Origin of the sequence: Gordonia alkaliphila, from assembly GCF_039542465.1 — a bacterium.
GTDB classification, from domain to species: domain Bacteria; phylum Actinomycetota; class Actinomycetes; order Mycobacteriales; family Mycobacteriaceae; genus Gordonia; species Gordonia alkaliphila.
This window is the reverse complement of record NZ_BAABIE010000002.1, coordinates 234,329-252,448: the sequence shown is the minus strand read 5'-3', so window position 1 is coordinate 252,448 and position 18,120 is coordinate 234,329. Positions and strand designations below refer to the sequence as shown.

At 70.3% G+C, this 18,120-nt stretch carries 17 protein-coding genes; 7 read left to right on the top strand and 10 right to left on the bottom strand.

Annotated features, from left to right (window positions below; all coding sequences use genetic code 11):
• Positions 1–4: 4 nt before the first annotated feature.
• The 4 genes from ABD989_RS03070 to ABD989_RS03055 are packed head-to-tail and all read right to left on the bottom strand — an operon-like array spanning position 5 to position 3,364.
• Positions 5–937, bottom strand: a complete 933-nt coding sequence (locus tag ABD989_RS03070) for an amino acid ABC transporter permease (protein ID WP_246995587.1) — start codon at positions 935–937, stop codon at positions 5–7.
• Positions 934–1,617, bottom strand: coding sequence for an amino acid ABC transporter permease (locus tag ABD989_RS03065; protein ID WP_246995589.1), 684 nt, complete (start codon positions 1,615–1,617; stop codon positions 934–936). The genes ABD989_RS03070 and ABD989_RS03065 overlap by 4 nt, the downstream gene beginning before the upstream one ends.
• Entirely contained in the window at positions 1,618–2,634 is a 1,017-nt protein-coding gene (locus tag ABD989_RS03060; RefSeq protein ID WP_345312386.1) for a glutamate ABC transporter substrate-binding protein, read from the bottom strand.
• 1 nt (position 2,635) lies between these two features.
• A complete protein-coding gene (locus ABD989_RS03055; RefSeq protein WP_246997046.1) occupies positions 2,636–3,364 on the bottom strand; it encodes an amino acid ABC transporter ATP-binding protein in 729 nt (242 codons plus the stop codon).
• Between the two features lie 113 nt (positions 3,365–3,477).
• Between ABD989_RS03055 and miaB the strand changes: the two genes are divergently transcribed.
• Positions 3,478–5,019 carry a tRNA (N6-isopentenyl adenosine(37)-C2)-methylthiotransferase MiaB gene (miaB, locus tag ABD989_RS03050; protein ID WP_345312385.1) on the top strand — a complete coding sequence of 514 codons (1,542 nt, stop codon included), beginning with the start codon at positions 3,478–3,480 and terminating at the stop codon, positions 5,017–5,019.
• Complete coding sequence (locus ABD989_RS03045; protein ID WP_345312384.1) at positions 5,019–5,687, top strand: Rv2732c family membrane protein; 669 nt, start codon at positions 5,019–5,021, stop codon at positions 5,685–5,687. Before miaB ends, ABD989_RS03045 begins: the two co-directional genes overlap by 1 nt.
• 10 nt (positions 5,688–5,697) lie before the next feature.
• On the opposite strand, the gene ABD989_RS03040 is transcribed toward ABD989_RS03045, so the two are convergent.
• Positions 5,698–7,062 carry a DUF349 domain-containing protein gene (locus ABD989_RS03040; RefSeq protein ID WP_345312383.1) on the bottom strand — a complete coding sequence of 455 codons (1,365 nt, stop codon included), beginning with the start codon at positions 7,060–7,062 and terminating at the stop codon, positions 5,698–5,700.
• 147 nt (positions 7,063–7,209) lie between these two features.
• On the opposite strand from ABD989_RS03040, the gene ABD989_RS03035 reads away from it, so the two are divergent.
• The 4 genes from ABD989_RS03035 to hflX are packed head-to-tail and all read left to right on the top strand — an operon-like array spanning position 7,210 to position 11,258.
• Positions 7,210–7,950 carry a class III extradiol ring-cleavage dioxygenase family protein gene (locus ABD989_RS03035; protein WP_246995597.1) on the top strand — a complete coding sequence of 247 codons (741 nt, stop codon included), beginning with the start codon at positions 7,210–7,212 and terminating at the stop codon, positions 7,948–7,950.
• Positions 7,947–8,855 carry a tRNA (adenosine(37)-N6)-dimethylallyltransferase MiaA gene (miaA, locus tag ABD989_RS03030; RefSeq protein ID WP_246995599.1) on the top strand — a complete coding sequence of 303 codons (909 nt, stop codon included), beginning with the start codon at positions 7,947–7,949 and terminating at the stop codon, positions 8,853–8,855. The genes ABD989_RS03035 and miaA overlap by 4 nt, the downstream gene beginning before the upstream one ends.
• A gap of 14 nt (positions 8,856–8,869) precedes the next feature.
• Positions 8,870–9,793 (top strand): diaminopimelate epimerase, encoded by a 924-nt coding sequence (dapF, locus tag ABD989_RS03025; protein ID WP_345312382.1) that lies wholly within the window; start codon positions 8,870–8,872, stop codon positions 9,791–9,793.
• A gap of 43 nt (positions 9,794–9,836) precedes the next feature.
• On the top strand, positions 9,837–11,258 hold the full coding sequence (hflX, locus tag ABD989_RS03020; RefSeq protein WP_246995601.1) for a GTPase HflX: 1,422 nt from the start codon (positions 9,837–9,839) through the stop codon (positions 11,256–11,258).
• 77 nt (positions 11,259–11,335) lie between these two features.
• Here the strand turns inward: hflX and ABD989_RS03015 are convergent, their stop codons facing one another.
• From ABD989_RS03015 to ABD989_RS03000, 4 genes are read right to left on the bottom strand one after another with little or no spacing between them, the layout of a single operon-like run.
• Positions 11,336–11,596: an HPr family phosphocarrier protein gene (locus ABD989_RS03015; RefSeq protein WP_246995603.1), complete on the bottom strand. Its 261-nt coding sequence runs from the start codon at positions 11,594–11,596 to the stop codon at positions 11,336–11,338.
• A 59-nt stretch (positions 11,597–11,655) separates the two neighbouring features.
• Positions 11,656–13,776, bottom strand: a complete 2,121-nt coding sequence (locus ABD989_RS03010; protein WP_345312381.1) for a PTS fructose transporter subunit IIABC — start codon at positions 13,774–13,776, stop codon at positions 11,656–11,658.
• Positions 13,777–13,806: 30 nt separating this feature from the next.
• Positions 13,807–14,754 (bottom strand): 1-phosphofructokinase family hexose kinase, encoded by a 948-nt coding sequence (locus ABD989_RS03005; protein WP_345312380.1) that lies wholly within the window; start codon positions 14,752–14,754, stop codon positions 13,807–13,809.
• Positions 14,751–15,521 carry a DeoR/GlpR family DNA-binding transcription regulator gene (locus ABD989_RS03000; protein WP_345312379.1) on the bottom strand — a complete coding sequence of 257 codons (771 nt, stop codon included), beginning with the start codon at positions 15,519–15,521 and terminating at the stop codon, positions 14,751–14,753. The genes ABD989_RS03005 and ABD989_RS03000 overlap by 4 nt, the downstream gene beginning before the upstream one ends.
• 86 nt (positions 15,522–15,607) lie before the next feature.
• Between ABD989_RS03000 and ABD989_RS02995 the strand changes: the two genes are divergently transcribed.
• Positions 15,608–17,311, top strand: coding sequence for a phosphoenolpyruvate--protein phosphotransferase (locus ABD989_RS02995; protein ID WP_345312378.1), 1,704 nt, complete (start codon positions 15,608–15,610; stop codon positions 17,309–17,311).
• A gap of 7 nt (positions 17,312–17,318) precedes the next feature.
• Here ABD989_RS02995 and lexA read toward each other — a convergent pair whose 3' ends face one another.
• Positions 17,319–18,011, bottom strand: coding sequence for a transcriptional repressor LexA (lexA, locus tag ABD989_RS02990; protein ID WP_345312377.1), 693 nt, complete (start codon positions 18,009–18,011; stop codon positions 17,319–17,321).
• Positions 18,012–18,120: the final 109 nt, after the last annotated feature.

Sequence of the window (18,120 nt, the reverse complement as noted above, 5' to 3'; positions counted from 1 at the left end):
CCGGCTAGAACCTCCGGTCGGGGTGATCCACCCGCGCGGCATGGCCGGTCCCGCTGTAGCCGGGCACGTTCTCCATCGCCCGGAGATCGGCGACGTCCGGGTCCGGCGCGTCGGTCTGCCGTCGGCCGCTGCGGAGTCGCTTCTCCAGCAGATTGGCCAGGCCGGTGAGGCAGAAGTTGATGATGATCATCACCGCGGCCACCACCAGCAACGACGGCAGGTAGTTGCCGAAGTACGAACCGGCCTTCATGCCCGACCGGACCACTTCGATGTAGCCGATCGCATAGCCCAGCGCGCTGTCCTTCAGTGCGATGACCATCTGGGCCACCAGGGCCGGCAGCATGGCGGTGACCGCCTGCGGCAGCAGGATCAGCCACATCGTCTGCGCCTTCCGCAGACCGATCGACTTGGCCGCCTCGGTCTGTCCGTTGGGCAGCGACTGGATGCCGGCGCGTAGGATCTCGGCGATGACCGATCCGTTGTAGATGGTCAGGCTGATCACGACGGCCGCGAAGGCCAGCTGCGACGACGGGAACAAGGCGTAGGCGGCGAACATGAAGTACAGGAAGTAGATCAGGATCAGCACCGGGATGGCACGGAAACCCTCCACGAGCATCGCCGACGGAATCCGCACCCACCGGTGGTCGGAGAGTCGCCCGATACCGAGCAGCGTGCCGACGACGATGGCCAGCACGATGGACAGGGCGGCGGCCTTGATGGTGCCCCAGAGTCCGGGGAGCAGCCAGGTGGTCCAGGTGGAGCCTTGGACGAACGGCTTCCACTTCTCCGCCGTGAGCTGGCCGTTGTCCTGGAGCACCAGGACGATCCACGTCACCAGTGCGATCACGGCGATGCCGAAGATCGCCGCGATGATGCGGTTGCGGATCCGGGCCTTGGGGCCCGGAGCGTCGTACAGGACCGTTGCATTCGCGCTCATCGCTGCACCGCCCAACGCTTGGCCGCCCAGCCGAAGAGAGCGCCTTCGGCGAGCGTGATGATCATGAATCCGACCGCGAAGATCGCGAAGATGACGAGGATCTGGTCGGAGAAGTTCTCCAACTCCTCCTTCATCAGCAGCGCCGCTTCACCCACACCGATCATCGAGGCGATGGTGGTGTTCTTGGTGAGCGCGATCAGCACCGACCCCATCGGGGCGATCACCGCGCGCAAGGCCTGCGGCAGCACCACCATCGAGAAGGTCTGCGTGAAGTTGAGGCCGATGGAGCGTGCGGCCTCGGCCTGACCCAGCGGGACGGTGTTGAATCCGGCGCGCAGGGTCTCGGCGACGAATGTCGCGGTGTAGGCGATGAAGCCGAGCACAGCGAGCCGGAAGTTGTTGTTGGCGATGAAGTCGGCGTTGTCCTGCGCCAGCGTCAGCCCGAGGTTCTGGTAGAGGCCCACCGAACACAGCAGGATGATCAGCGTCAGCGGCGTATTACGCACCACGTTCACGTAGGTGGTGGCGAACCACCGCATCACCGGGACGGGGGACACCTTCATGCCGGCCAGCAGGACGCCCCAGATGAGGGCGCCGATCGCCGACCAGAAGGTGAGTTGAATGGTGAGCCAGAAGGCGGGCCACAGCTGTGGCCCCATCTCCTGCCAGAGGTCACTCATCTACTCGGCTCCTTCCGGGCACGGCGTCTTCGGTGCCTCGAGGAAGCTCAGGTCGCCGGGCTTCGGGGTGAACACGTATTTCGATCCGGGGGCGTCCGCGCGGGCGATCATGTCGTCGACCGTCTCGTCGCCGAGCTGGTCGCGCAGGCTCTGCTCCCAGGGGGAGTACTGCTGGCCGGCCGGAACCTGGAGCATGGCGGTGAGCGCGTCGTTCACCTGCGCGACGGCGTTCGGGAACTCCTTGGCCATGCCGATGCCGTAGTACTCGGTGGAGAACGGGGTGCCTGCGGTCTTCCACGCGTCCTTGACGCAGACATCGCTCGGGTAGGTCATCGGCACGAGTCGGAACTCGCCGGGCCAGCGCTTGGCGTAGCCGGCCAGGATCACCTCGTCGGTGGTCATCGCATCCACCTTGTCGCGGCGCAGCGCCTCCACGCACGAGGAGTAGGAGTCGTACTCCTGCAACTGGACGTCGGGAAGCAGATTCTTCACGTTCTGGGCCGGGGTGGAACCGGCGACCGAGCAGAGTTTCTTGCCGTTCAGATCCGAGAGCGAGTTGATGTTCTTGGCATCGTCGCGCACCAACAGGCCCTGGTAGGTGACGAAGTAGGGACCGGCGAAGTCGACGTCCTTCATGCGGTTCGTGGTGATCGAGTACGTCGCGGCGATGGTGTCGACCTCACCGTTGCGGATGAAGGTCTCGCGCTGGGCCGACGGCGTCTCCTTCCACGTGATCGTCGGGTGCGGCACGCCCATCTCGTCGGCGAGCCGGTTGACGACGTACGTCGACACGGTGGCGTCGAATCCGGTGATGGCACCACCCGGGTTCTGCAGGCCCAGCCCGGGTTGATCGAACTTGGTGCCCAGGACGACGCTGCCGGAACGGATGCTGTTGAGCAGGTCGCGCGGACCCGAGTTGCCGCAGGCGGTGAGGACGGCGGCGACCACGGCGAGGACGACGGCGGCTGCGGCGAGCCGTCGCGGCCGGGCGACCGGTGCGGTGCGAGGTGTGCTCATGTCAGTGGCCCAGGATCTTCGACAGGAAGTCGCGGGCGCGCTCGGACTTGGGAGAGGTGAAGAAGCTCTCGGGGTCGCAGTCCTCGACGAGTTCGCCGTCGGCCATGAACATGATCCGGTCGGCGGCCTTGCGGGCGAAGCCCATCTCGTGGGTCACCACCACCATCGTCATGCCCTCGCGGGCCAGCGAGACCATCACCTCCAGCACCTCGGACACCATTTCCGGGTCCAGGGCGGAAGTGGGCTCGTCGAACAGCATCACCTTGGGTGCCATGGCCAGGGAGCGGGCGATGGCCACGCGCTGCTGCTGGCCGCCGGACAGCTGCGCGGGGTACTTGTCCTTCTGCGAGGCGACGCCGACGCGTTCGAGGAGTTCGATCGCGCGTTTCTCGGCGTCGGCCTTGTTCATCTTGCGGACCTTGATCGGCCCCATCGTCACGTTCTGCAGGATCGTCTTGTGGGCGAACAGGTTGAACGACTGGAACACCATGCCGACGTCCGAGCGCAGGCGGGCCAGGTCGCGGCCCTCGGCGGGAAGCAGTTCGCCCTCGATACGGATCTCGCCGCTGTCGATCGGCTCGAGACGGTTGATGGTGCGACAGAGCGTCGACTTGCCGGAACCCGAGGGCCCGAGGACCACCACCACCTGGCCTTTCGGGATCTCGACATTGATGTCCTTGAGTACATGCAGGTCGCCGTAATGCTTCTGCACGTCGCGCATGGCGATCATGGGGGTCTCCCGTGACGTTGTCATAAGGAAAACCTAAGTGGCGGACGGCACTTTCGTTGGCATTTGCCTCACGGCGCGGGTCGCTGATTTGCCTCGGCCCGTACTCTGGAAGGGTGAGCAGTGCCCTTGACGACCGCGCGCGGTCCTACGCCGTACGCACCTACGGCTGCCAGATGAACGTGCACGACTCCGAGCGGATCTCCGGACTCCTGGAGGACGCCGGATACGTGCGCGCCGAACCGGACACCGAAGCCGACCTGGTGGTCTTCAACACCTGCGCCATCCGGGAGAACGCAGACAACAAGCTGTACGGCAACCTGTCGGCGCTCGCGCCGGTGAAGAAGCAGCGGCCCCGCATGCAGATCGCGGTCGGCGGCTGCCTGGCGCAGAAGGACAAGGACACCGTGCTGGCGAAGGCGCCGTGGGTGGATGTGGTCTTCGGCACACACAACATCGGTTCGCTGCCGGTGCTGCTCGAGCGCGCCCGGCACAACGAGGCGGCCCAGGTGGAGATCCTGGAGTCGCTGGAGGCCTTCCCCTCCACGCTGCCGGCCAAACGCGAATCGGCCTACGCGGGCTGGGTGTCGGTGTCGGTCGGCTGCAACAACACGTGCACGTTCTGCATCGTCCCGTCGCTGCGCGGCAAGGAGGTCGATCGCCGTCCCGGCGATGTGCTGGCCGAGGTGCAGGCCCTGGTGGATCAGGGGGTGCTGGAGGTGACGCTGCTCGGGCAGAACGTCAACGCCTACGGCATGTCCTTCGCCGATCCGGAGATTCCCCGCGACCGCGGCGCCTTCGCGGACCTGCTGCGCGCCTGCGGAAAGATCGACGGCCTCGAACGGGTGCGGTTCACCTCACCGCATCCGGCCGAGTTCACCGATGATGTGATCGAGGCGATGGCGCAGACGCCCAACATCTGTCCGCAACTGCACATGCCGTTGCAGTCCGGATCGGACCGGATCCTGCGGGCCATGCGGCGCAGCTATCGGCGCAGCAAGTTCCTCGGCATCCTCGACCGGGTGCGCGCGGCGATGCCCGATGCGGCCATCACCACCGACATCATCGTGGGCTTCCCGGGCGAGACCGAGGAGGACTTCCAGCAGACGCTGGAGGTGGTCGAGGCCGCCCGGTTCACCAGCGCCTTCACCTTCCAGTACTCGCCGCGACCGGGCACCCCGGCGGCGACCATGCCCGACCAGGTGCCGCCGGACGTGGTGGCCGACCGCTACCAGCGGCTGATCGCCCTGCAGGAGCGCATCTGCCTGGAGGCCAACGAGGCGCTGATCGGCACCGACGTGGAGCTGCTGGTGGTCGCCGACGGCCGGAAGAACTCCGCGACCGGACGGATGAGCGGCCGTGCCCGCGACGGTCGCCTGGTGCATTTCGAGCCGACCGGGGCAGTCTCGGGTGGGATTCGTCCGGGCGATGTGGTGCATACCCGCATCACGGCGGCGGCGCCCTTCCACCTGATGGCCGACGGCGGCATCACCGCGCATCGACGGACGCTCGCCGGTGACAGTTTTGAACAAGGATCCACCCCGACCACCGCGCCGGTCGGCGTGGGGCTGGGTTTGCCGACCCTGGGGCGCAAGGACGTCCCGGAGCCGGTGAACGCTTGCGGTGCGGGAGCGACGATGACAGGAGCGAACAGCTGATGAGCGATCAACCGAGCCGGGACCGCGAGGCCCTGCGGGCCTATGAGAAGGATCTGTCGAAGGCCGAGCGCAAGGTCGCCGGGGAGATCGATCCCGGTGCCCGCGGCATGGTCGTGGCGGTCTGCGTGCTGCTCGCCATGGTGTCGCTCCTGCTCATGCACGCCGGCTCGGCCAGCGGGCTGGAGGTGCTGACCAACGGGCCCGACGCCACCACCGAGCGCATCGCGTTGCCGTCGCAGGTCTTCGTGTGGCTGCTGGCGGTCTTCGGTATCGCGATCTCGATGCTGGCGCTGGCGACCCGCCGGTGGGTTCTCGCGTGGATCGCCCTGTGCGGCTGCGCGGTGGCCTCGGTGGCAGGCATGTTCGCGATCTGGACCCGCAACACCACCGGCGTCGGCGGACTGGAGCCGCCCAGCGGCGCCGGCGCCGGTCTGCTCCTCGGCTGGGCCGTGGTCATCGTGCTGACCTTCCACTGGTCGCGCGTGGTGTGGGCCCGCAGCACCTACCAGTTGGCGCTGGAAGAGGAACGACGCGAACAAGCGGCGATCGCCGAAGCCTTCTACCAGGCGCTGCGCGACAAGCGCGCCTCCGGGCTCCCCGAGCGCACCCAGCGCCCGGCGTCGTCGCCCGAGGGCGACGACGCCGGCGACGAGCCCACTACCGCGTAGGCCCGCCGAGTCAGCGGTCGTCGACCGCTGACTTGGCTGCCTGCGCCCACTCGTCCCACTGCGCCGCCTGCGCACGCAGGTCGGCGGCGTCCTTGTCCTTGCCCGCGGCCGCAGCCTTGTCCGCCTGCTCGGTGAGCTTGGCCGACCGCTCGGCGAACTGCGCCACGCGGGCGAGCGCCTCCGGGTCGGTGCGCTGCCAAGCACTGTCCTCGGCCTCGCGGATCTTCTTCTCCAGCGCGCGCACCCGTCCTTCCAGAGCGCTCATCTGGTCGCGCGGCACCATGCCGATCTCTTCCCAGCGGTCCCGGAACGCGCGGAACGCGCGGCGCGCACCCTCCAGGTCCTCGTGGGGTTTGATCGTCTTCTCCGCCTCGGCGAGCAACGCGGCCTTGGCCTCGCCGTTCTGGCCGAACTCGGCGTCCCGCTCGGAATTCAGGGCGTTGCGCGCGCCGAAGAACACGTCCTGGGCGGCCTTGAACCGGGCCCACAGGGCGTCGTCGGCGTCGCGCGGCGCTCGGCCGGCGGCCTTCCACTGGGCGAGCAGGTCGCGGTACTTGGCGGCCGTCGCACCCCAGTCGGTGGAGTTCGACAGCGCCTCGGCTTCGGCGATCAGCTCTTCCTTGCGGGTCTTGACCACGGCCCGCTCGCGGTCGAGCTCGGCGAAGTGCGCGCCGCGTCGACGATTGAAGGCATCCCGGGCTCGCGAGTAGCGCTTCCAGAGGGCGTCGTCGGCCTTGCGGTCGACGCCCTTGATGGTCTTCCACTCCTCGAGGATGGCGCGCAGTCGGTCGCCGCCGTTCTTCCAGTGCGTGGACTCGGCGCCGATCGCCTCCGCTTCGGTGGCCAGCTCGTCCTTGCGCGTCAGGGCAGCGGTGCGGACGGCGTCGCGTTCGGCCTGCACCTCGCCGGTCTGGTCGCCTGCCCGGTCGACGATGGCCTGCAGTCGGGTGGCCAGGCCGTCCAGGTCGCCCAGGGCCGCCGCGGTGGGCAGCTCTTCGAGGAGGTGGGCCGCAGCGGCCTGCGTCTTACGCGGGTCACCCGAACGCGCGTCGAGGCGCTCTTCGAGGATCTCGGTCTCGGTGGCCAGGTCGGCGAAGCGGCGGGCGAAATGCGCCAGACCTTCGTCGACGGTCCCGGCCTGCCACGAGCCGATCTGTCGTTCACCGTCGGCGGTGGTCAGCCAGACCGCGCCGTCGGCGTCGATCCGTCCGAACTCGCGCGGGTCGCCGAGCTCGACGTGATGCACGGGGACCGGCGGATGGGCACCTGCGGTGGGCCCCGGGCGGGGACCGGGCCGAGGGCCGGGCCGCGGACCGGGCCGGGGGCCCGGGGTCGGTGCGGTGGTCGGCTCGTTCGGGGTGGTGGGGGTGCTCATCGGTCGTCGCCCTTCAATTCTCGCGCCGCGCGTCACGGCTGCCGGTGAGCTCGAGCCGATGGCCCGAACTCGTCACGTCCGCTGTTCATTCAAACAGTTCACCATCGCCGATGGGGCAGGGAGGCGACATTGGGTACCGTCAGTGCCGTGTTGGCTCAGATCGCGGTGATTCCCAGTGCGCCCCTTCTGGTGCCCGAGTTGGCCGGCCCGGACGCCGTCGACACCGAACCGGTGCGGGCGGCGGTGCGCGCCGCCGGCGAGCGTCTGGCCGCGGCCGCCGCGCGGTGGATCGCGGTCGGTGTGGGCGCTCCCGCACCCGGCGGCTTTCGCACGGACGGGGACTTCGGCGCCTTCGGCGTGCCGGTGCCGGTGCGGTTGGCCGCGGACGGATCGGGCGGCGGGGATGCGCCGCTGCCGCTGAGCATGCTGCTCGCGGCGTGGCTCGGCGAGCGGGTGACGCCGCCCCCGCAGTCGATTCGGCCGGTGGCGGTGGATCCGGCCGCGACCGCCGCCGCCTGCGCCGACCTCGGCGCGCGACTGCTGACCGAGGCCGCGGGCGCCGAACCGATGGGCCTGCTGGTGGTGGCCGACGGCCCCACCGCGCTGAGCCCGACGGCTCCCGGCGGCGGTGAGCGTGCCTCGGCATGGGCGTTGCAGCGCACATTGGAGGCGGCGGTCGCCGCAGCCGACGGCGGTGCGCTCGCCGCGCTGTCGGCCGCCGACTGCGCGGCCGAGGGCGTCGGCACGCGCGCGGCGTGGCAGGTACTCGGCGGTGTTCTCGACGGCTTGCCCGGCGCCGCAGCCGAGGTCGACTACGCCGCGGCGCCGTTCGGTGTCGGCTACCTCGTCGCCACGGTGACCACGACCGAAGAGAGCAGCGACCGATGAGCGGCCCGCTCGCCCCGGTCGCCGTCATCGGCCCCACCGCCAGCGGCAAGTCGGACCTCGCGCTCGACCTCGCGACCGCTCTCGACGGCGAGATCATCAACATCGACGCCATGCAGCAGTACCGCGGCATGGACATCGGCACCGCGAAACTGCCCGTCGCCGAGCGGCGCGGCATTCCGCACCACCAGCTCGACGTGCTCGACGTGCGCGAGACCGCCACCGTCGCCGGCTACAAGACCGCCGCCGCCGCCGACGTCGAAGCCCTGCTCGCCGCGGGCCGGACGCCGATCCTGGTCGGCGGCTCGATGATGTACATCCAGGGCCTGCTCGACGACTGGTCGTTCCCGGCCACCGACCCGGCGGTGCGCGCCAAGTACGAGGAGGCGCTGGCGCAGATCGGTTCGATCGCCCTGCACCGCGAACTGGCCGCGGTGGATCCGGCGGCCGCGGCGATCATCGGCGAGAGCGACGGGCGGCGCATCGTGCGCGCCCTGGAAGTGGTGGAACTGACCGGAGAACCCTTCGCCGCCTCGGCGCCGACGATCGGCGAGCCGCGGTGGGGCACCCGGATCCTGGCGCTGGACCGGGAGACCGCGGCCTTGGACGAGCGCATCGCGGCGCGCACCGATGCCATGTTCGACGGCGGCTTCGTCGAGGAGGTGCTGGCCCTGTGCGAGCAGGGCCTGCGGGAGGGTAAGACCGCCGCCCAGGCGATCGGCTACGCGCACATCCTGGCGCACCTCGACGGTGAGTACGACGTCGGGAAGGCGCGCGAGCTCACCTTCATCGGGACGCGACGCTATGTGCGGCGGCAGCGGTCGTGGTTCCGGCGTGACCCGCGCACCACCTGGCTGGATGCGGCCGATGCCCAGCTGCTGGGCCGGGCCCTGACCGCGCTGGAGTGAGTAATCTGGTGCGGGTGAGTACTGCACCGCTGCGTTTCGCCAAGGGGCACGGCACCCAGAACGACTTCGTGATCCTGCCCGACCCGACCGCCGACCTGGACCTGACCGTCGACCTGGTCACCGTGCTGTGCGATCGGCAGCGCGGCCTCGGCGGCGACGGACTGCTGCGGGTGGCCCGCGCGGGCGCGCTGGTGGGGGCGGGAGTCCTCGACGCATTGCCCGACGGCGTGGCCGCCGACGACTGGTTCATGGACTACCGCAACGCCGACGGCTCGATCGCCGAGATGTGCGGCAACGGCGTCCGGGTGTTCGCGCACTACTGCCGCGCCACCGGACTGGTCGACGCCGACGAATTCGTGGTCGGTTCGCGCGCGGGAGCGCGCCCGGTGACCGTGCACTCCTTCGACGCGAGCCTCGCCGACGTGACCGTGGCCATGGGGCCGGTTCGGCTCGACGGTGCGGGCACCGTCACCCTCGCCGGCCGAGACCTGACCGGCGAGGCGGTGGACGTCGGCAACCCCCACCTGGCCTGCGTCGTTGACGGCCTCAGCGCGCGCGAGCTGGCCGCCCTCGACCTCAGTGCGGCCCCCGACGTCGACGACGAGCAGTTCCCCCGCGGCGCCAACGTCGAGATCCTCACCCCGCTGGTCGCGGCCGACGGACGCGACGGCCTCGACTACACCGCGGCCCTCCGGGTCTACGAACGCGGCGTGGGGGAGACCCGCTCGTGCGGCACCGGCCTGGTGGCAGGCGCCGCCGCGGGCCTGCACGGACTCGGCCGCGCCACCGGCGTCGTCGGCATCACCGTGCCCGGCGGCGCTGTCGGAGTGCGACTCACCGACAGCGAGGCGTTCCTGCGCGGACCGTCGCGCCTGGTGGCCCACGGTGAGCTGATCGATGGCTTCGCCGCCGACGACTACCGGGTCGGCCGCGGTTAATCAGATGCAATCCTCGGACGGGTTCAGGCACCATGGGAACCGTATGACTGAACTGCATGAACGTCCCGTAACCCCGTCCACCCCGACGACCGGTGAGCTGGACCTCGACGACCGCGCACGATTGCAGCGCGTCGTCGGCCTGTCCACCGAGCTCGTCGACGTCACCGAAGTCGAGAACCGGCAGCTGCGTCTGGAGCGCGTGGTGCTGGTCGGCGTCTGGACCTCCGGCACCGCCGCCGAAGCCCACGCGAGCATGGCCGAACTGGCCGCGCTCGCCGAGACCGCCGGCTCGGAAGTCCTCGACGCCCTGATTCAACGTCGAGCCAAACCCGACGCCGCCACCTATCTCGGCTCCGGCAAAGCCGCCGAACTCCGCGAGATCGTCGTGGCCACCGGTGCCGACACCGTGGTCTGCGACGGCGAGCTCACGCCCGCGCAGCTGACCGCCCTCGAACGCGTCGTCAAGGTGAAGGTGATCGACCGGACCGCCCTGATCCTGGACATCTTCGCCCAGCACGCGACCTCGCGCGAAGGCAAAGCGCAGGTCTCCCTGGCGCAGATGGAATACATGCTGCCGCGGCTGCGCGGCTGGGGCGAGTCGATGTCCCGGCAGGCCGGCGGTCGTGCCGGCAGTAACGGCGGCGTGGGTCTGCGCGGTCCCGGTGAGACCAAGATCGAGACCGATCGACGTCGCATCCGCGAACGAATGGCCAAGCTGCGCAAGGAGATTCGCGGCATGAAGACCGCGCGCACGGTCAAGCGTGCGCAGCGCGATCGCGGCGGAGTGCCCGCACTGACGGTGGTCGGCTACACCAACGCGGGCAAGTCGAGTCTCGTGAACGCGATGACCGGCTCCGGGGTGCTGGTGCAGGACGCATTGTTCGCGACCCTGGATCCGACCACCCGCCGCGGCAAGCTCGCCGACGGACACGAGGTGGTCTTCACCGACACCGTCGGTTTCGTCCGCCACCTGCCCACCCAGCTGGTCGAAGCGTTCCGGTCGACGCTGGAGGAGGCGGTGCACGCCGATCTGCTGATCCACGTGGTCGATGGCGCCGACGCCTTCCCCGGCAAGCAGATCTCCGCGGTGCGCAAGGTTCTCGGCGAGGTGTTCGCCGAGGAGGACGCGACTCCGCCGCCGGAACTGCTGGTGATCAACAAGATCGACGCGGTCGACGCCACCCGGATGACCGCCCTCCGCGGCGAGTACCGCGACGCGGTCTTCGTCTCCGCACGATCCGGTGAGGGCCTCGACGAACTGTTCGCGCGGATCGCCGAATTCGTGGCGGCCGACGACGTGGAGGCCGTCCTCGAGGTGCCGTTCGACCGCGGCGAGGTGATCGCCCGACTGCACCAGCAGGCGCACGTCCTGAACACCGAGCACACCGAGACCGGCACCCGGCTGCGTGTGCAGATGCCGAAGGCGCTCGCCGCCGAGTACGCCGACCTCGTGGTGGCGGAGTAGCAGCCCGCTCGAGCACCGCACGCGTCAGCCCCGCCGTCGTCGACGAGCGGGGCTGACGCCTTCTGGTGTGCCGGTGCCTATTCGGCGTCGAGGTCGCGGGCCACCAGTGCCGCGATCTGGTCGACGGCGGCCTGGTCGTCGCTCTCGACGATCACGGTGGCGCCCTTCTCCGCGCCGAGGGTCATGATCATCAGGGCGCTGCCGGCGTCCACCGGTTCGCCGCCCTCGGTCGCGAGGGTCACGGGCGTGGACAGGGCGGCGGCCGCTTCGGCGATGATCGTGGCCGGACGGGCGTGCAGGCCGACGGCCGAGCCGACGGTGACGGTGCTGGTTGCCATGAGGGTTACCTTTCGATGGGTGGTACGGGTCGTGTCGGGTGGGATTGGGGCTGAATCTATTACGCGGGGATCGGCTGTGGCGCGGCTTCGGCGTCCGCGCGCCGGAACTGCTTGGCGGCGACCACGGCGAAGGCGGAGACCGCGGTGCCGACGGCGAGCGCGATGAGGAACTTCCACCAGGTGCCGTTCATCGCGAACATCACGAACACGCCGCCGTGCGGGGCACGGAGCTGGACGTCGAGGGCCATCGACAGACCGCCGGTGACCGCGCCGCCCAGCATCATCGCCGGAATCACGCGGAACGGGTCGGCGGCGGCGAACGGGATGGCGCCCTCGGAGATGAACGACGCACCCAGCAGCCAGGCGGCCTTGCCGTTCTCCCGCTCCGGCTCGGTGAACGTGCTCGGACGCAGCACCGTCGACGCCAGCGCCAGGGCGAGCGGGGGCACCATGCCGGCCGCCATCACCGCGGCCATGATCTGCCACTGGGCCTCGCCGGCCTCGGCCAGACCGAGTCCGGCCACGGCGAAGGCGTAGGCCGCCTTGTTCACCGGGCCGCCCAGGTCGAAGCACATCATCAGGCCGACGACCACGCCGAGCACGATCTTGGAGCTGCCCGACATCGAGTTGAGGCCGTCTTCCATCTGCTCGTTGAGCCAGCTCAGCGGTCCGCCGAGGAACATGTACATGATGCCGCCGACGATGAGGGTGACGCACAGCGGGATGATGACGACGGGCATCAGGCCGGCCGCCCAGCGCGGCAGCTTCAGGCGGGTGAACCACAGCGCCACCACACCGGCGAAGAGGCCGCCGATCAGGCCGCCGATGAAGCCGGCGCCGACGGCGAGGGAGACCGCACCGGCCGCGAAACCGGGGGCGATGCCGGGACGGTCGGCGATGGCGAAGGCGATGTAGCCGGCGAGCACCGGCACCATGAAGGCCATCACCAGGATGCCGATCGCGAAGAAGACGGCGCCCAGATACTGCAGCAGGCCGCCGGGCGGCAGATTCCAGAGGGTGTTGTTGAGCGCGTAGAACGCGGCGTCGTTCATGCCGCCGAGACAGCCCGCCGGGTACGTGACGTCGCCGTCGACGAGTCCTTGCGGCACACAGACTCTCGCGTTCGCGATCTCGTAGCCGCCGAACAGGAAACCGAGGGCCATGAGGAGGCCGCCGGCGGCGACGAACGGGATCATGTAACTGACGCCGGTCAGCAGCGCCTGCTTGAGGCGGCCGCCGAGGCCGATGGTCGAACCGCCGTCGTCGGCGGCCTCGGACGCGGCACCACTGCCGGCCGGGACGCGCCGGGCCCGCGGGTCGGCGGCGGCCGCGACGGCTTCGGCGATCATGTCGTCGGGACTGTTGATGGCCCGTTTCACGCCCGATTCGATGACCGGCTTACCGGCGAATCGTTCGCGGCCCTTGACCCCCACGTCGGTGGCGAAGATGACCGCATCGGCCTGCTCGAGGGCGGCGGCGGTGAACGGCGTGGTTCCGGACGAGCCCTGCGGCTCCACGCTGAACTCGACCCCGGCGCGTTCGGCGGCCAACGACAGTGCATCGGCGGCCATGTAGGTGTGCGCGATGCCGGTGGGGCACGCGGTCACCGCGAGAATGCGCACGGGCTGTTGCGCCGACTCGGCGGACTCGGCCGGTGCGGTGGTCGCCGGCTCGGCGGGCACCGGTGCGGCTGCGGAGGGTGCCGCGTCGGGAGCGGGTTTCGGGGGCGGGTTCACCGCCTCGTCGACCAGTTCGACGACCGCGGCCTCGTCCGGCGCCGCACGCAGAGCTGCGACGAAGTCGGGCCGGACCAGCGCCCGGGCCAGCGAACTGAGCAGCTTCATGTGCGCGCTGCCCGCACCGCCCGGTGCGGCGATCAGGAAGACGATGTCGGCCGGGCCGTCGGCGGCGCCGAAGTCGACCTTGTGCGACAGCCGGGCCATCACCAGCGACGCAGTGGTCACCGAGTCGACGCGGGCGTGCGGGATGGCCAAGCCGCCGGGCAGTCCGGTGGGTGAGGACGCCTCCCGGGCGAGGGCGGCGGTGACGAGCTCGTCGGGATCGGTGCACCGGCCGGTGGCACCGAGCGTCTGTGCGAGCGCGGCGATCACCGCCTCCGCGTCGGCACCCGCGTCCGCGTCGAGCAGGACCAGCTCGGACGTGATGATCGGTTCGGCCATGAGGGGTTCCTTCTTCTCGTGCGTGCGGCGTCAGGACAGGGGCCGGACGTGAACGCCGGCCAGGTCGAGATCGGTGGGGTCGGGGGGAGTGGTGCCGGGCAACGCGGCAGCCGCCGAGCCGTAGGCGACCGCGGTGCGCAGCCGGTCCTCCGGCGACGCCCCGCGATGCTCGGCGATGAGGTAGCCGGCCAGCGACGAGTCACCGGCACCGACCGTGCTGCGCACCCGGATCTGCGGCGGTGTCGCGAACCAGGAGCCTTCGGCGGTGGTGAGCACGGCACCGGCCGCGCCGAGCGTGGTGAGGACGGCCCCGCCGGTGCGCGCGGCGAGCGCGGACGCGGCGGACTGGACCGGCGTCAGATCTCCGGCCTCGGCGGCGGCCTCCAGCGAGGCGCCATCGCCCCCGATCAGTTCGGCGAGCTCGAAGGCGTTGGGCTTGAGCAGATCGGGTCGGGCACCGGCGATCGCCAGCAGCGGCGGCCCCGAGGTGTCGACGGACACCCGGTGTCCGCCCGCGTGCAGGCGCGCGGTGACGGCGGCGTACCAGTCGTCCGGCACTCCGGGAGGCAGGGAACCGCACAGCGCCACCCACCGGGCATCGGCGGCGGCTGCTGCGACCAGGTCGGTCAGCCGGGCCAGCTCGCCGGCGGACAGCCCGGGGCCGGGCTCGTTGACCTTGGTGGTGGTGCCGTCCGGTTCGGCGATGGTCAGGTTGGTGCGCACCGGCTGATCGATCGGGACGCTGCGGTGCGGCAGGCCGGTGGCCTCCAGCTGGATGCGCAGCGGGTCCGACGGTCCCGCAGGCAGGACCGCAAGGGTTCTCAGTCCGGCTCCGTGCACCGCGCGGGCCACGTTGATGCCCTTGCCGCCCGGCTGGTTCGTCACCGCTGCGGCGCGTTGCACGTGACCGCGGGCGAGTGGTGCGTCGAGGGAGATGGTCCGATCCACGCTGGGATTGGCCGTCACGGTGACGATCATGCGATCACCACCTCGATGTCGAGGTCTTGCAGTTCCCGCCGCACCGCCGGGTTCAGTCCACCGTCGGTGACGATCACGTCGACGTCGCTCAGCGCCCCGAAACTCACGAGGTGTTCGCGGTGGAACTTGCTGGAGTCGGCCAGCACCACCACCTGTTCGGCGGCGGCGATCATAGCGGACTTGGTGGCGGCTTCGTCGGCATCCGGGGTGGACAGGCCGTGCGTGCGGCTCAGTCCGTTGGTGCCGAGGAAGGCGAGGTTGACCCGCAGCCGGCGGAGTGCGTCGACGGTCTCGGTTCCCACCGCGGCCTGCGTCTTCCCGCGAATGCGACCGCCGACGAGGGTCACCTCGCAGTTCGGCAGGGTGGACAGATGCCCGGCGAGCGGAACCGCATTGGTGACCACCGTCAAGCGGCGTTCGGGCGGCACCGCGAGTGCGGCGCGCAGCGTGGTGGTGCCCGCATCGAAGAGGGCCGAGCCGCCGTCGGGTGGCAGGAACGCCTGGGCGGCCAGCCCGATCGCCGACTTCTCCGGTGCCCGCGACCGTTCGCGCTGGCCCAGATCGGGTTCCTCGACCACTTCGCCCAGATCCGGCCGGACGGCGCCGCCGTGGACGCGGACCAGGACGCCCTGGTCGGCCAGCACCCCGAGGTCACGGCGCACGGTCTCCCCGGTCACGTCGAAGCGCACGGCGAGTTCGGCCACCGCGACGCGGCCGTGGTTGCGCACCTCGGTGGCAATGGCCTGTTGGCGTTCTTCGGCGTACACGGAAGCCCTCCCGTCCTGGATTGGTTATATCTGTGTTTACCTGTGAACGTGTTGACAAGTCAAGGGTTCACTGTAATCTCGATCACATGGCACAGGTGGAGAGCAGTACCGCACAGAACTATGGGGCCGTCGCCGCGGTGGTCGGCACGCCGGTCGTATCCGGACTCGCCTACGGGCCGGTGATCCGAGTGTCCGGCGTGCCGGAGTACGACGTCGACGCGGCCGCGGAGATTCCCGAAACCGAGCGCGCGGCCGAGGCCGCACGCTTCGTCGCCGCAGCCGAGACGGTGGCGGAGCGCTTCACCGCGCGGGCCCGGGCCAACACCGGCAGTACGGCGGAAGTGCTGGCGGCGACCGCCGCCCTGGCCAAGGACCGCGCGTGGATCGCCACCGCCACCGGACTGATCGAGAAGGGCACGCCGGCCGCCGCGGCCACCGTGCGGGCGATCGACACGATCTCCGACATGTTCGCCAAACTCGGCGGGCTGATGGCCGAACGCGTCACCGACCTCGCCGACATCCGCAACCGGGTGGTCGCCGAGGTTCTCGGCCTACCGGAGCCGGGCATCCCACTGCCCGAGCAGCCGTCGGTCCTGCTGGCCGACGATCTGGCCCCGGCCGACACCGCCGGCCTGGATCCGAAGCTGGTGGTGGCCCTGGCCACCCGCTTGGGCGGGCCGTCGAGCCACACGGCGATCATCGCCCGGCAACTCGGCATTCCGTGCGTCGTGGCCGTCGCCGACCTGAATCGGGTCGATACGGGAGCCATGGTCTTCGTCGACGGCGAACGGGGCGTGGTGGGCGTCGACCCGGATGCGGAGCAGATCGCCGCGGCGGTCGAGGCGGCACAGCAGTTGGCGGCCGAAGTGGCGCAGTGGCGCGGACCCGGCCGCACGGCCGACGGGCACGCCGTGGCGATTCTGGGGAACGTGGCCGACGGTGTCTCCGCGCGCAGCGCCGCCGATCTCGGCATTCTGGCCGGGGTCGGACTGTTCCGTACCGAGCTGGCCTTCCTGGAGCGCCCCGACGAGCCCTCGGTGGCGCAGCAGCAGAGCCTCTACCGCGAAGTCATCGACGCCTTCGACGGCGACAAGGTGGTGATCCGCACCCTCGACGCCGGATCGGACAAGCCGCTGCGTTTCGTGAACCATCCCCACGAGGACAATCCGGCTATGGGGGTGCGCGGCAACCGCATCGTGGCGACGCACCCGGAGATCCGTGAGCACCAACTCGATGCGATCGCGGCGGCCGCGGACGGCGCCGGCGCGGTGCCGTGGGTGATGGCCCCGATGGTCGCGACGGTGGCGGAGGCCCGCGAGTTCGCGGCGCAGGTGCGCGAGCGCGGGTTGACTCCGGGGGTGATGATCGAGGTGCCGTCGGCGGCGGTGCAGGCCGAGAAGATCCTGGCCGAAGTGGACTTCGTGTCCATCGGCACCAACGATCTGACGCAGTACACGATGGCCGCCGACCGGATGTCCGCCGAATTGGCGGCGCTGACCGACCCGTGGCAGCCGGCCGTCCTGGCGCTGGTGGAACGGGTCGGGGCGGCAGGCCGAGCAGCCGACAAGCCGGTGGGGGTCTGCGGCGAGGCGGCCGCCGACCCGCTGTTGGCCTGCGTTCTGGTGGGGCTGGGCGTCAGCTCGCTGTCGTGCGCGCCCGCCGCCGCCGCGCCGGTGGGTCGCAAGCTCGCGACCGTGACGCTGGACCAGTGCGCCGCCGCCGCTCAGGCCGCAGTGGCCGCCGACAGTCCCGTCGACGGCCGGGCTGCGGCCCGGGCGGTATTGGGCTGAACCGGCGTCAGAGGCGCCGCATCACGGTGACGACCTTGCCGAGGATCGCGGCGTCGTCGCCCGGGATGGGCTCGAAGTGCTCGTTGTGCGGCAGCAGCCACACGTGTCCGTCGATCCGCTTGAACGTCTTCACGGTGGCCTCGCCGTCGATCATGGCGGCGACGATGTCGCCGTTGTCGGCCACGTTCTGCTGACGCACCACCACCCAGTCGCCGTCGCAGATCGCCGCGTCGATCATCGACTCGCCGACTACGCGCAGCAGGAACAGGGAGCCCTCGCCGACCAGTTCCTTGGGCAGCGGGAAGACGTCCTCGACCGCTTCCTCGGCGAGGATCGGGCCGCCGGCCGCGATCCGGCCGAGCACCGGGACGTAGGCCGGTGCGGGGACGTTCGGATCCGCCTGATCGGCGGCCGGGGGCGGGGTGCGCTGCTCGTCGCGGACATTCACCGCGCGCGGACGGTGCGGATCGCGCTTGAGCAGCCCGCGGCGCTCGAGCGTGCGCAGCTGGTGCGCCACCGACGAGGTGGAGGCGAGGCCGACGGCCTCACCGATCTCGCGAATGCTCGGCGGATAGCCGCGTTCGCGCACCGAGGAGCGGATGTACTCGAGAACTTCGCGCTGACGCTGCGTCAGTGAGGCCTCCAGGGTGGCCGTCGACAACAGCGGGTCCACGTTCGACGTGTGCGGTCCGTCGTTCATCGAACTTCCTTTCGATCGGGGTCGCCCTCCAATTTAGTCGAGTAGGTCACAGAAATCAAACAATTGTTCGACGTGTCGTAGCGGATGTCCGAGGCGTGGTGTTAACTAT